Annotated in this window: 12 protein-coding genes; 11 read left to right on the top strand and 1 reads right to left on the bottom strand. The window is 67.2% G+C overall.

The genetic code is table 11. From position 1 onward, the window contains the following. Positions 1 to 12 precede the first annotated feature (12 nt). The 11 genes from KBY96_RS13415 to KBY96_RS13365 all read left to right on the top strand — a co-directional run bounded on the left by KBY96_RS13415 (position 13) and on the right by KBY96_RS13365 (position 11,965). Positions 13 to 714: a hypothetical protein gene (locus KBY96_RS13415; RefSeq protein WP_254979982.1), complete on the top strand. Its 702-nt coding sequence runs from the start codon at positions 13 to 15 to the stop codon at positions 712 to 714. Then, a complete protein-coding gene (locus KBY96_RS13410) occupies positions 711 to 1,451 on the top strand; it encodes a DUF2764 family protein (protein WP_254979980.1) in 741 nt (246 codons plus the stop codon). The genes KBY96_RS13415 and KBY96_RS13410 overlap by 4 nt, the downstream gene beginning before the upstream one ends. Next, the gene (locus tag KBY96_RS13405; RefSeq protein WP_254979978.1) at positions 1,448 to 3,292 is read left to right on the top strand and encodes a V-type ATP synthase subunit A; all 1,845 of its coding nucleotides are present in this window, start codon (positions 1,448 to 1,450) and stop codon (positions 3,290 to 3,292) included. Before KBY96_RS13410 ends, KBY96_RS13405 begins: the two co-directional genes overlap by 4 nt. Positions 3,293 to 3,294: 2 nt before the next feature. Further along, entirely contained in the window at positions 3,295 to 5,136 is a 1,842-nt protein-coding gene (ggt, locus tag KBY96_RS13400; RefSeq protein ID WP_254979977.1) for a gamma-glutamyltransferase, read from the top strand. 146 nt (positions 5,137 to 5,282) lie between these two features. Further along, positions 5,283 to 5,780, top strand: coding sequence for a DUF2231 domain-containing protein (locus KBY96_RS13395; RefSeq protein ID WP_254979976.1), 498 nt, complete (start codon positions 5,283 to 5,285; stop codon positions 5,778 to 5,780). Beyond that, a complete protein-coding gene (locus KBY96_RS13390; protein ID WP_254979975.1) occupies positions 5,780 to 6,424 on the top strand; it encodes a DUF2231 domain-containing protein in 645 nt (214 codons plus the stop codon). The genes KBY96_RS13395 and KBY96_RS13390 overlap by 1 nt, the downstream gene beginning before the upstream one ends. Further along, positions 6,421 to 7,380, top strand: coding sequence for a cytochrome c oxidase subunit II (locus KBY96_RS13385; RefSeq protein WP_254979974.1), 960 nt, complete (start codon positions 6,421 to 6,423; stop codon positions 7,378 to 7,380). Before KBY96_RS13390 ends, KBY96_RS13385 begins: the two co-directional genes overlap by 4 nt. A gap of 2 nt (positions 7,381 to 7,382) precedes the next feature. Beyond that, entirely contained in the window at positions 7,383 to 9,095 is a 1,713-nt protein-coding gene (locus KBY96_RS13380) for a cbb3-type cytochrome c oxidase subunit I (RefSeq protein ID WP_254979973.1), read from the top strand. 4 nt (positions 9,096 to 9,099) lie between these two features. After that, positions 9,100 to 9,714, top strand: coding sequence for a cytochrome c oxidase subunit 3 (locus KBY96_RS13375; RefSeq protein ID WP_254979972.1), 615 nt, complete (start codon positions 9,100 to 9,102; stop codon positions 9,712 to 9,714). 13 nt (positions 9,715 to 9,727) lie between these two features. Continuing rightward, a complete protein-coding gene (locus KBY96_RS13370) occupies positions 9,728 to 11,248 on the top strand; it encodes a GMC oxidoreductase (protein WP_254979971.1) in 1,521 nt (506 codons plus the stop codon). A 162-nt stretch (positions 11,249 to 11,410) separates the two neighbouring features. Further along, positions 11,411 to 11,965 carry an N-acetyltransferase gene (locus KBY96_RS13365; protein WP_315859500.1) on the top strand — a complete coding sequence of 185 codons (555 nt, stop codon included), beginning with the start codon at positions 11,411 to 11,413 and terminating at the stop codon, positions 11,963 to 11,965. Between the two features lie 1,014 nt (positions 11,966 to 12,979). Here KBY96_RS13365 and KBY96_RS13360 read toward each other — a convergent pair. After that, positions 12,980 to 13,352: hypothetical protein (locus tag KBY96_RS13360; RefSeq protein WP_254979970.1), on the bottom strand; the 373-nt coding region annotated here is incomplete at its 5' end.

The raw sequence follows: 13,352 nt of genomic DNA, 5'->3' as shown, positions 1-13,352 counted from the left end.
AGCGTCGTTCCCATGGCCCAGCAACGCTCCAGCCGCAAGGACACCCCCGTGCAGGTGGCTGCCGGGGTGGAGGGCCTGATCGCGCGCCTGCGGGATCAGGGCGTGGAGGCCGGCCGCAGCCAGGCCGAGGAGATCGTGACCCAGGCCCAGGCCGACGCCCGCCAGACCCTCGATCAGGCCCGCCAGCAGGCCGAGCGGATCGTGGCCGACGCCCGCAGGCAGGCCGGCAACCTGGAGCAATCGGGCCGTGAGGCGCTGGAACTGGCCCTGCGCGATGCCGTGCTCACCATGAAGACCCGGCTGATGGAGCGCTTCCGGGGCGAGGTGCGCCAGCTGCTGGGCGAGGAGCAACAGAAGCAGGAGTTGCTGGAGAAGATGATTCTCGAGGTGGTGGGCCGGGTGCGCCCCGAGGCCGACCGCGCCGAGCAGATCGAAGTGCTGCTGCCGCAGCGGGCGGTGGGTTTCGCCGAGCTCAGCCAGAACCCCGAGGAGCTGGCCCAGGGGGAACTCACCCAGTTCGTGCGCCTGGTGTCCGCCGGCATGCTGCGGGAGGGGGTGAGCTTCGGTGTGGGCCGAGGTCAGGCCGCCGGCCTGAGCCTGCGCCTGGTGGATCGGGAGGTGGTGCTCGACCTCAGCGACCGGGCCGTCGCTGACGCCATCCTCGAACATCTGCAGCCCCGCTTCCGGGCGCTGCTGGAGGGGGTGGTGAAGTGAGCCCCCGCTACACCACCCTGGTGGCCAGCCTGCCGCCCCTGGGGGGGTTGTTCGAGGCCCGCGAGCCGGCCATCTCCCGCCTGAAGCTGCAGAGCCGGCTCTCCCTGCTGCACCCCAACGACCGCCGCAGCCTGGATCGCGCCATCGGCATCCTCTCCCAGGGGCTCTTCGAGACCAGCAGCGACGACGGCGGCACCTCCGGCGGGGGAGCGGCCCAGGGGGGCGCCGGCGGCGATGCCCTGCTGCTGGCGGACACCCAGCGGTTCTTCCGGGAGGTGAGCAACCCGCTGCTGCGCCAACTGGTGGGCCACCGGCTCGATCTGCGCACGGTGGTGGCCGCCCTGCGTCGCCGCCACCGCGGCGAGAGCGAACCCCCCCGCGATCAGGCCTGGGGGTATGGGCCCCTGCTGCCCACGATCGAGCGCCACTGGAGTGAACCCACCCTGGGGCTGGCCGGCGTGCTCCCCTGGATCGGCGAGGCCGTGCGCCTGCTGGAGAGCAACGACCTGATCGGCCTCGAGCGCCTGCTGTTCACCCTGATCTGGCGCGAACTCGATCGCCTGGCCCAGGGCCACAACTTCGACTTCGAGGCGGTGGTGATCTACCTGGCCCGCTGGAGCCTGGTGGAGCGCTGGTCGAACTACGACACCGTTGCCGCCGCCCGGCGCTTCCGCCAGCTCGTTCATGGCGGCCTCGGCCGCTTCACCGACACCATCGCCGTCTGCGCAGCCCGATGACCGACGCGACCACAGCCGCCGCCAGCTTCAATCCCGCCCGTGTGGTGGCTGTTCAGGACGATCTGGTGACGATCGCCATGGCCCCCAGCCAGCCGCGGCCGATCCTCAAGAACGAGCTGATCTACATCTGCCCCCGGCGCCTGGATGGCGACCGGCAGGAGCGGCTCAAGGCCGAGGTGCTGCGGGTGAACGGCACCAGCGCCGATGCCCAGGTGTTCGAGAGCACCCGCGGCGTGGGGGTGGGGGATCCGGTGGAGCAGACCGGCGAGCTGCTCTCGGTGAGCCTGGGCCCGGGGCTGTTGACCCAGGTGTACGACGGGCTGCAGAACCCCCTGGCCGGCCTCGCCGCCGGCTACGGCACCTTCCTGCCCCGGGGCGCCGCGGTGACGCCCCTGGATCCGGAGGCGAAGTGGTCGTTCCAGTCCACAGCCCGGATGGGCGACACGCTGCGGGCCGGCGACGTGATCGGCACCGTGCAGGAGGGGCGCTTCAGCCACAAGATCATGGTGCCCTTCGACCTGTCGGGCACGGTGCGCCTGGACTGGATCCAGCAGGGCTCATTCACGGTGGACACCGTGGTGGCCCGCATCGTCGATGGCAGCGGCCAGAGCCGCTCGCTCACCCTGGTGCAGCACTGGCCGGTGCGCCGCCCCCTGCCCCAGCACCTGCTCGAAAACCGCACCAGCGAGCGCCTCTATCCGCAGGAGCCGATGATCACCACCCAGCGGATCATCGACACCTTTCTGCCCATCGCCCGTGGCGGCACCGGCTGCATCCCGGGGCCCTTCGGCGCCGGCAAAACCGTGCTGCAGAACCTGATCTCGCGCCACAGCGATGTGGACATCGTGCTGGTGGTGGCCTGCGGCGAACGGGCCGGTGAGGTGGTGGAAACGATCACCGAATTCCCCAAGCTCACCGACCCCAAGAGCGGCGGCTCGCTGATGGATCGCACGATCATCATCTGCAACACCTCCTCGATGCCGGTGGCGGCGCGGGAGGCCTCGATCTACACCGGCCTCACCCTCGGCGAGTACTACCGCCAGATGGGCTACAACGTGCTCCTGATCGCCGATTCCACCTCCCGCTGGGCCCAGGCGATGCGGGAAACCTCCTGCCGGCTGGAGGAGATCCCGGGGGAAGAGGCCTTCCCCGCCTATCTCGACTCCTCGATCAAGGCCATCTACGAGCGGGCCGGCATCATCCGCACCAACGACGGCAGCATCGGCAGCCTCACGATGATCGGCACCGTGTCGCCCGCCGGCGGCAACTTCGAGGAGCCGGTCACCCAGTCCACCCTCAGCACCGTGAAGACCTTTCTCGGGCTGAGTGCCGAACGGGCCTACAAGCGCTGCTATCCGGCGGTGGATCTGCTGCTCTCCTGGTCGCGCTACTTCAGCCAGCTGGAGGGCTGGTTCTCCAGTCACCTGTCGCCCGACTGGGTGCCGCGCGTGCAGCAGCTCACCGATCTGCTGCACCGCGGCGACGGGGTGCAGCAGATGATCCAGGTGACCGGCGAGGAGGGGGTGAGTCTCGACGACTTTCTCCTCTACCAGAAGGGCCAGTTCCTGGACATGGTGTATCTGCAGCAGGACGCCTTCGATGCGGTGGATGCCAGCTGTCCGCTCAGTCGCCAGCAGCGCAGCCTCGATCTGGTCTGCGACCTGATCGAGCGCCCGTATCAGTTCAGCGACAAGGCGGCCGCCCGCGACTTCTTCACGCGGCTCACCGGTCTGTTCAAGAACCTCAACTACGCCCAGGAGGAGTCCCCCAGCTTCCTCTCCTACCGGCAGCAGATCGAGGCCCTGGCCGAGGCGGCCTGCCTGCCCGTGGCCAGCTCCTGACCATGGCCCTGCGGCCGCTGATCCGTCTGCTGCTGCCGGCGCTCGGTGTGGCGGCTGGGCTGCTGGCCCCGGCCCTGCGCGCCTCGCCCCTGCAGGAGCGCGACCAGCGCTTCCATGGCGTGGTGTCGGCCGGCGGGGTGGTGGCCAGCCAGGACCGGCTGGCCTCGGAGGTGGGCGCGGCGACGCTGCGCCGGGGCGGCAACGCCGTGGACGCGGCCGTGGCCACCTCCTTTGCCCTGGCCGTGACCCTGCCCCAGGCCGGCAACCTCGGCGGTGGCGGCTTCCTGGTGCTGTGGCTGCCGGGACCGTCGCCGGCGGCCGCTCGCGGCTGCCCCACGGCCGCCGAGCTGGCGATCGGCGGCGGCACGGCCGTGGCCGTGAACTTCCGCGAAACCGCCCCCCAGGCCGCCACCGCGGATCTGTTCCTGGCGCCGGACGGCGGCGTGGATCGGCGCCTGGCCACCCGCAGCCTGCTCAGCACCGCTGTGCCGGGTACCCCGGCGGGGCTGGTGCTGGCCCAGCGCTGCTACGGCCGCCTCAGCCTGGCGGCGGTGCTGCAGCCGGCGATCGGCCTGGCCGAGGACGGTTTCGCGGTGGGTGAGCCCCTGGCCGCGTCCCTGGCCCGGGCGGTGCCCCTGCTGCAGGCCGACCCCACCTCCCGCGCGCTGTTCTACCGGCCGCCGCTGCAGCCGGGTGGTGGGCTCCGGCCCTATGCCGCCGGCGAGCGGCTGCGCCAGAGCGATCTGGCCGCCAGCCTGCGGCGCATTGCCGAGAACGGGGACGCGGGCTTCTACGCCGGCCCCACCGCCGAGCGGATCGTGGCGCTGATGGAGGAGCGGGGCGGCCTGATCAGCGCCGCCGATCTGGCCGCCTACCGCGCCCAGCTGGTGCGGCCCCTGGTGGGTCGCTTCCACGGCCATGGGCTGCTCACCATGCCGCCCCCCAGCGCCGGGGGTGTGGGGCTGCTGCAGCTGCTGCAGATCCTCGAGCCCCTGCCCCTGGAGAGCTGGGGTCCGAACAGTGCCGCCTCGCTGCACCGGCTGGTGGAGGCCATGAACCTGGTGTACCGCGACCGCAACCGCTGGCTGGGGGACCCGGACCAGGTGGCGATGCCCCTGGAGCGGCTGCTCAGCCGCCCCTATGCCGCGTCGTTGCGCCGGCAGATCGATCCCCTGAGCCATCGCCCGGCCAGCGAGCTGGATCCCGCTCGGCTGCCGGCTGCTGGTGTTGGCGGTGACAACACCACCCACCTGTCGGTGGCGGATCGCCGGGGCGGCCTGGTGGCCACCACCACCACCTTGAACTTCGCCTACGGCAACGGCATCAGCGTGCCCGGCGCCGGCTTCCTGCTCAACAACGAGATGGACGACTTCAGCGCCGCCCCGGGGCGCCCCAATGCCTTCGCTCTGGTGCAGGGGCAGGCCAACGCCATCGCCCCGGGCCGGCGGCCCCTGAGTTCGATGGCCCCCGCCCTGGTGTTCCGCCCCGATGGCCGTCCCTGGCTGGCCACCGGATCGCCGGGGGGCAGCCGCATCCCCACCACCGTGCTGCAGGTGCTGCTCAACCGGATCGTGCACGGCCACAACCTGGCCACGGCGGTGGCCAGCCCCCGGGTGCACAGCCAGCTCTGGCCCGACCGGCTCAGCCACGAGCAGGGCCTGAGCCCCGACACCCTGGCGCTGCTGGCGGCCCGGGGCCACAGCCTGGCCGCGAGCAGCGCCATGGGCTCGGCCAACAGCGTGGAGCTGCTGTGGCAGCCGGGCCCGGCGGGGTCGCCCCAGCTGGCCGGGAGCCTTGGGGTGGTGGATCCCCGCCGGCCGGAGGCTGCCGTGGCGGTGGAGTGAACCGGGATCAGCGAACCCTGATCACTCTGTGGCAATCCGTCACAGCCCCCCGCGCTCGTGTCGCGGGCTACCGATGGTGGATCTCATCTGCGCCAGGGTTCTGGCACCCCAAGCTCTCCACACGTCTCCCCGCCAACCCCCACCCGATGCTGGAGCTGCTGCCCGCGCTCAACGACCGCAACCTGCCGTGGATGGACACCATCCACCCGATCGTGGTGCACTTCGTGATCGCCATGGCGCTGATCAGCGTGGTGTTTGATCTGATCGGTCGTTTTGCCCGCCGGCCGGCCCTGTTCGAGGTGAGTTACTGGAACCTGCTGGTGGCCACCCTGGCCATCTTCGTGGCGATCATCTTCGGCCAGATCGAGGCGGGCCTGGCCAACCCCTACGGCGAGTCGAGCACGATCCTCAACCTGCACAGCACCCTGGGCTGGTCGCTGGCGGGAGTGCTGGCCCTGCTCTCCGGCTGGCGCTACGTGATCCGCAGCCGCGACCCCCTGCGCCTGCCGCCGGCCTTCCTGGGGGCCGGGGCCCTGCTCAGCGTGCTGGTGGTGGTGCAGGTGGTGCTCGGCAACCAGCTGGTGTGGGTGTACGGGCTGCACACGGTGCCCGTGGTGGAGGCCGTGCGGGCGGGCCTGGTGTGATGACAGCCCTTCCGCCTCTCGCCGCAGCCACCCTGGCGGCCCTCCCTCTGGGTGCCCTGCCGGTGGCGGAGCAGCTCGGGCCCAACCAGCTGCCCTACGCCCTGCCGATCCATCCCAACCTGGTGCACTTCACCATCGGGCTGTTCGTGATCGCGATCGTGTTCGATATCGCCGGGGCCCTGTTCCCGCTGGAGAAGCGCCTGTTCCGCTTTCTGGCCCTGCCGGTCACCCGCGCCGGCTTCCACGACGTGGGCTGGTACAACCTGCTGGCCTGCGCCGCGGTGACCTTCCTCACGGTGGCGGCCGGCTTCTACGAGATGCTCCTGGCGGTGCCGATCAAGGGGGTGAGCAGCGTCTTCGGCCTCGGCGGCCCCGCCACCATGCTCTGGCACGGGGTGGGCGGTGTGGTGGTGCTGCTGCTGATCGTGGCGATGACGGTGTGGCGCGGTCTGCAGCGCTTCCGCTGGCGCCGCGACCTGGGCCGCGAGGTGCAGTGGAGCTATCTGCTGGCCGGCCTGGGGCTGTTCGTGCTGATCGGCGTGCACGGCACCCTCGGCGCCCAGCTGGCCGGTGAGTTCGGCGTGCACATCACCGCGGCCCAGCTGCTGGCCAGCGGCGTGGATCTGCGGGAGGCCCTGCCATGACCACCACGGCCACCTCTGGCTCCCCACGGCCCTGGGCGGTGCTGCTGCTGCTGGCGGCGGTGCTCAGCGATCTGGCCGCCAGCTTCTGGATGGCCGCCCAGTCGCACCGCTGGCTGCCGGTGGCGGCTTCGGCGGCGGCCGGGCCGGTGGATGACCTGTTCGCCCTGGAGGTGGGCATCGGCAGCTTCATCTTCCTGGGCTGCAGCGGCGTGATGCTCTGGACCCTGCTGTTCAACCGCGCCCCCAAGTACGACCTCGACAACGGCGATCCGATCGAGGGCAACCTCAAGCTGGAGATCGTGTGGACGGTGATCCCGCTGGTGATCGTGATGCTGATCGCCTGGAAGGCGATCGCTGTGAGCACCACCCTCTCCACCCTGGGGGGCAAGGTGCGCGTGAGCGGCGGGCACGCGGCGATGCACGGCGCCGAGGCGCCGGCGGCCGCACCGATGGCGGCGGATGCCACCGCCGCGGCCAATCCGATCGACGTGATCGGCCGCCAGTGGAGCTGGGAGTTCATCTATCCCAACGGCGTGCACAGCAGCGAGCTGCACCTGCCCGAAGGCCAGCGCAGCTTCCTGCGCCTGAGCGCCACCGATGTGATCCACGGCTTCTACGTGCCGGCCTTCCGGCTCAAGCAGGACCTGATCCCCGGCAGCGTGATCGACTACAGCCTCATCCCCACCCGCGCCGGCCGCTACCGGCTGCGGGATTCGATGTTCAGCGGCGGCTACTTCGCCTCCAACCAGACCGACGTGGTGGTGGAGCCGCCGGAGGCCTATGAGGACTGGCTGGCCGAGGCCCTGCGCCAGCCGTTGCGCCCGGCCGCCAATGCCGCCACCGATCTCTACAACCAGCGTCTGGCGCGCGGTGATCGCGGCTGGGCCACGGTGCCGCCGGCCCCGCCGCCCCTGGTGCATGTGAGTGCCGACCCCGAAGCCCCCCACGAGTCCTGACCATGACCAGCACCACCCCGGCTCCCCCCTTCGATCCCCGTGTGCTCAAGGCGCCCCATCCGGTGCCCGGCGCGCCGAACAACTGGCGGCGCTTCCTGAGCTTCAACACCGACGCCAAGGTGATCGGTCTGCAGTACATGATCACCGCGCTGTTCTTCCTGCTGGTGGGCGGCCTGCTGTCGATGATCATGCGCGGCGAGCTGATCACGCCGGCGGCAGATCTGGTGGACCCCACGGTGTACAACGGGCTCTACACGATGCACGGAACGGTGATGCTGTTCCTGTTTCTGTTCCCGATCCTCAATGGCTTCAACAACCTGCTGATTCCGCCGATGATCGGCGCGCCGGACATGGCTTTTCCGCGCCTGAACGCGGCCGCCTTCTGGATGGTGCCAGTGTTCGGGGTGATCCTGATGGCCAGCTTCCTGGTGCCTGGCGGGCCCTCCGGCGCCGGCTGGTGGGCCTATCCGCCCCAGAGCATCCAGAATCCGCTGGGCCATTTCATCAACGGCCAGTTCCTGTGGATCCTGGCGGTGGCGCTCTCGGGCATCTCCTCGATCATGGGGGCGGTGAACTTCATCACCACGATCATCCGCATGCGGGCGCCGGGGATGGGCTGGTTCCGGATGCCGATCTTCTGCTGGACGGCGGTGGCCGCCCAGGCGATCCAGCTGATCGGCCTGCCGGTGCTCACCGCCGGGGCGGTGCTGCTGCTCTTTGATCTGAGCTTCGGCACCAGCTTCTACCTGCCGGAGGGTGGCGGCGACCCGATGCTGTATCAGCACTTCTTCTGGTTCTATTCCCATCCGGCGGTGTATGTGATGGTGCTGCCGGTGTTCGGGATCTTCTCGGAGCTGTTTCCGGTGTATGCCCGCAAGCCGCTGTTCGGCTATCACGTGGTGGCGATCGCCTCGTTCGCGATCACCTTCCTCAGCCTGATCGTGTGGGTGCACCACATGTTCTACAGCGGCACGCCGCAGTGGATGCGCAACCTGTTCATGGTCACCACGATGCTGATCGCGGTGCCCACCGGCATCAAGGTGTTCGCCTGGATCGGCACGTTGTGGGGCGGCAAGCTGCGGCTCACCACGGCGATGCTGTTCAGCCTGGGGGGGGTGTTCAACTTCATCTTCGCCGGCATCACCGGCATCATGCTGGCCACGGTGCCGGTGGACATCCACGTGGGCAACACCTACTTCGTGGTGGGCCACTTCCACACGGTGATCTTCTCCACCATCACCTACGGGGTGTTTGCCGGCATCTACCACTGGTTTCCGAAATTCACCGGCCGGATGCTGTATGAGGGCCTGGGCAAGCTGCACTTCGTGCTCACCTTCATCGGCAGCCAGCTCACCTTTCTGCCGATGCACGCGGCGGGGCTGATGGGCATGCCGCGGCGGGTGGCGTCGTACGACCCGGAGTTTGCCTTCGCCAACGTGCTCGCCAGCCTCGGCGCCTTCCTGCTGGGGGTGGCCACGATCCCCTTCCTGCTCAACCTGGTGAGCTCCTGGGTGCGGGGCGAGAAGGCGCCGCCGAATCCCTGGAACGCCATCGGCCTGGAGTGGCTGCTGCCCTCGCCACCACCGGCGGAGAACTTCGAAGACGACGTGCCCACGGTGATCAGCGGCCCTTACGGCTACGGCCTGGGCCGGCCGCTTGTTGAAGACGAGGAGCGCTACGTGGCCAAAGCCGCCAGCGCCGCCACCGGAGCCTGACGCCATGACCACCACCACACCCACCCCGGCCGACCTGCCCGCCCAGCCAGCAGCGCATGGCCATGGCCACGGCCATGCCGATCACACCCTCACCGGGTTCGTGATCTTCCTGCTCTCCGAGAGCGTGATCTTCCTGGCGCTGTTCGCCGGCTACGCGATCTACAAAACCTCCTCTCCCCTGTGGCTGCCGCCGGGGGTGGAGGGGCTGGAGGTGAGCGAGCCGTTGCGCTTCACCGTGGTGCTGGTGAGCAGCAGCGGCGTGATCTACCTGGCTGAACGGGCCCTGCACCGGGGCCGGCTGTGGCAGTTCCGGGCCTGGTGGCTGCTCACCATGGCGATGGGCACCATCTTCCTGGTGGGCCAGGGGCTGGAGTGGGCGGCGTTGCCGTTCGGCCTCAGTGATGGCGTCTATGGCGCCAGCTTCTACCTGCTCACCGGCTTCCACGGACTGCACGTGCTCACCGGCGTGCTGCTGATGGGGCTGATGCTGGCCCGCTCGTTCCGGCCGGGCAACTACGACGCCGGCTCGGTGGGGGTGACGGCCGTGTCGCTGTTCTGGCACTTCGTGGATGTGATCTGGGTGGTGCTGTTCGTGCTGATTTACGTGTGGCAGCGCTGATGGAGCCCTGGCGATGATCATCGACGACACGCTCTACGACGTGGTGGTGATCGGCAGCGGCGCGGCCGGCGGCACCCTGGCGGCCGACCTTGCCGAGGCGGGCCGCAGGGTGCTGCTGCTGGAGCGGGGCGAGCGGCTGCCGCTGGTGGATCAGAACGTGGGCGATGTGGACCTGTTCCGCAAGCAGCGCTACCACCCAAAAGAGCCATGGTTTGGCAGCGACGGCGATCCCTTCAAGCCGCAGATGGTGTATGCGCTGGGGGGCAACACCAAGATCTGGGCGGCGGTGCTGGAGCGGCTGCGGGAGGCGGAATTCGAGGGGGTGGCGATGCAGGACGGCCGCTCGCCGGAGTGGGGCCTGCGCTACGGCGATCTGGCCCCCTGGTATGACCGGGCCGAGGCGCTCTACCGGGTGCACGGCCAGGCCGGCGAAGACCCCACGGCACCACCGCGCTCGGGGGCCTATCCCCATGAACCGCGGCCGATGGAGCCGGTGCTGGAGCAGCTGCACGCCGACCTCTCGCGCCAGGGGCTGCGGCCCTACCACCTGCCGCTGAGCTGGAGCGAGAGCGCAGCGGATCCCAGCGGCGATGCGGAGCAGTTCGGCGTGGAGCGGGCCCTGGCCGCCGCCACCCCCGCCACCCTGCGCAGCGGCGCAACGGTGGAGGCCCTGCATGTGGACCCCTCCGGCCGCCAGGTGAAGGGGGTGGAGGCACGGATCGGGGAGGACCGCTGGCTCTTCCAGGGCCACCAAGTGGTGCTGGCGGCGGGAGCGGTGAACACGGCTGCGATCCTGCTGCGTTCGGCGGGGGAGCGGCACCCGCGCGGGCTGGCCAACGGTTCAGATCAGGTGGGCCGCAACCTGATGAAGCCCCAGCTCACGGCGCTGCTGCAACGGGCCAGCAGCCCCAATTCGGGGCGCTACTCACCGGCCCTGGGCCTCACCGAGTACTACTGGGGCGACAAGAACGTGGATTATGCGCTGGGCTCGATCCGCAACGGCGGCGGCGTGCTGCAGGATCCGCTGTTCGCCGAGTCGCCGCCGCTGTTGTCGCTGGTGAGCCGGCTGCTGCCGGATCCGGCGCTGGAGTGGCTGGCCGACCGCTCGATCACCTGGTGGGCGATGACGGCGGTGCTGCCCGACCCGGAGAACCGGGTGACGGTGCGGGGCGAGCGCATCGATGTGGCCTACATCGCCAACAACCGCGAAGCCCACGACCGGCTGGTGTACCGCTGGCTGGACACGATCCAGAAAACCGAGGCCGACCCCGCCACCACGGTGGTGCAACGAGCCCCGATCTATCCCCGCGGCGAGGCCCCGCTGAGCGTGATGGGCCAGGCCTGCGGCACCTGCCGCATGGGCCCCGATCCGGCCACCTCGGTGGTGAACCTGCAGGGCCGCTGCCATGAGCTCGAGAACCTCTGGATTGCCGATGCCAGCGTGTTCCCCAGTTGTCCGGCGGTGGGGCCTGGGCTCACGGTGATCGCCAATGCCCTGCGGGTGGCGGGGGAGGTGCAGGGGGTGTTGGGGTGAGGTTGGGGCGGGTGGTTCTCGGGTCCGATATTCACCTCGACCCTGTGAAGTGTCGAAGCCAGAAGCCATGCCTCACCAGAGTTCTGCGAGGGATGGAGCCATGGCAGGGATGTGGTTATCGGAAAGGGGGACAGCGCTCCCCGTGGTTCACGGAACCTTCCAATGACTAGTTGGCAGAGAGGAATGATGGAAATCCGAATCGCAAACCAGGCTGATCGTGACGATGTGCGCAGCATCTACTTATCAGCGTTTCCGGAAGGCGAGAGGAATCTCATCTCTGATCTTGCCGTCGACCTCCTTACGCAGAGGACGACCCCCGTCACTCTTTCATTGGTTGCTGAATCAGGAGGCGATGCTGTTGGTCACGTGGCGTTCAGTCCGGTGGCCTTTAGGAACAGCGAAGACGTCCACGGACACATTCTTGCCCCCCTCGCCGTGGAACCGACCCATCAGAAAACCGGAATCGGGTCGGCGCTTGTTGAGGACGGTATCCGCAAACTTTCGGAAATGGGCACAAGCATCTTCTTTGTCTATGGGGACCCCAAGTACTACGGAAGATTCGGGTTTAGCGGCGATGTCGCCAAACCCTTTAAGCCCCCTTACGATCTGCAATACCCGTTTGGATGGCAGGCCATCACTCTAGATGAAGCGCTGGCCAAGAAATGTCTGGGACCTATCTCCTGTGTCCCGGCCCTGTGCAACCCAAAACTATGGTGAGGATTCTGCCAACAACCGCATCGACCACTACAAATGAACCCGCCGCAGGCGTGTCCATTTGAGGGTCATGCGAGGCGTTAGGTGAGGAAGAAATGTCGCGATCCATCCGAAAGATATTGGCTGAGGCATGCGATAACGGCGAGGTAGTTCGCATCATCTACCATGGCGGCAGTCAGCCGGGAACTGTTCGCTCAATCAGCATTATTGCCGTTACTGAGCTGGAGGTACGCGCTCGCGACCTCGCGGTTGGGGCTGTCAAAACCTTCAAACTTGAAAAGATCGAGTTAGCAGATGCGTCCACAAGTACTCCGGAATACAACCCTGCGTATCCTACAGCCGTTGAATTGTCTGGTAGCATTCCGGGGGGTTCTTGCAGCCGGGGTAGAGGATCTCCAGTCGCTAGGCTGGCATGTAGAACTTGCTGAACAGACTATTTCTCTCCATTGCTTCTTCAAGAATGGAAAGCCACGAAAAACGCCAGACATTGTATTAGGCTACAACGAGTACACCGTTGATGTATTTGTTGATTTAGATGGAGCGTTGAAGGAAGAGGCGCGTGAGTCAAGCCGCCCGTACAGACTGGATTCTCGAAACTTCGCGACCGCCAAGACATTCGTAAAGATGTCAAGCGCAGTTACCTGCTTTCTCGCGGAAGCAAAGACACTTGCCCCTTCAGACCTGATCGAATAAGAGACTGCTACCTTGCATAAGTCTCAGCAATGAATGAGCCATTACTCGATAGGCAGCGCATTCATTGGTTGCTTGGGCAAGGAAGAGGACCTGTTGCTTCCCGGCAGCAAGCTAATCCCTGGAAACTCCCTGGAAACAGGCCGAGGCACGACTGTCTGGCTTCCTATTCAGAATCCACGAGATTATGCACCCTAGGCCTGTAAAGTCACGTTATACATCCAAGGCGCGTTCTGCTTAGGCAGAACGCGCTTTACTTCGGAATAGAATAGCCTTGGTTTTGTATCCTAGGCGCCAAGAGGATGCAACTCGCTAAGTTGATAGTCTTTAGAGTTTTCCTGAAATCGCAAAGCGAACAAAACCGTCTTGGGTGACCGTGTGCTCTTGCTCAATCACTGAGCCATGATTGGTTGTTGGCTTGTAGATCTTAAAGTTAACCAATCCAGGATCCCTATTGGCGCTATCATCAACTCCGGCTTTCAAGTTAGACCCTGATCGCAATGAGACAGGCCTGCTCTGGCCAATCACCACGTAGAAGTCAATCGCATCAAGCTTGTCTCCCCATGTTTCTAGGGAACCTCTGGGCAACGAGCCCTGAAAGAGAGGCCAAGGTTCCAATTTGCTCGGAATGAACAATTTTTGGCGGATCTGAGCCTCGATTGGCCTGATTTCACCTTTCTGGGAGCCGAAACTTGCCCAT

Origin of the sequence: Cyanobium sp. ATX 6A2, from assembly GCF_024346355.1 — a bacterium.
Taxonomy (GTDB): Bacteria; Cyanobacteriota; Cyanobacteriia; order PCC-6307; family Cyanobiaceae; genus NIES-981.
The sequence above is the reverse complement of the archived record's forward strand: the minus strand, read 5'-3'. Positions and strand labels throughout refer to the sequence as shown.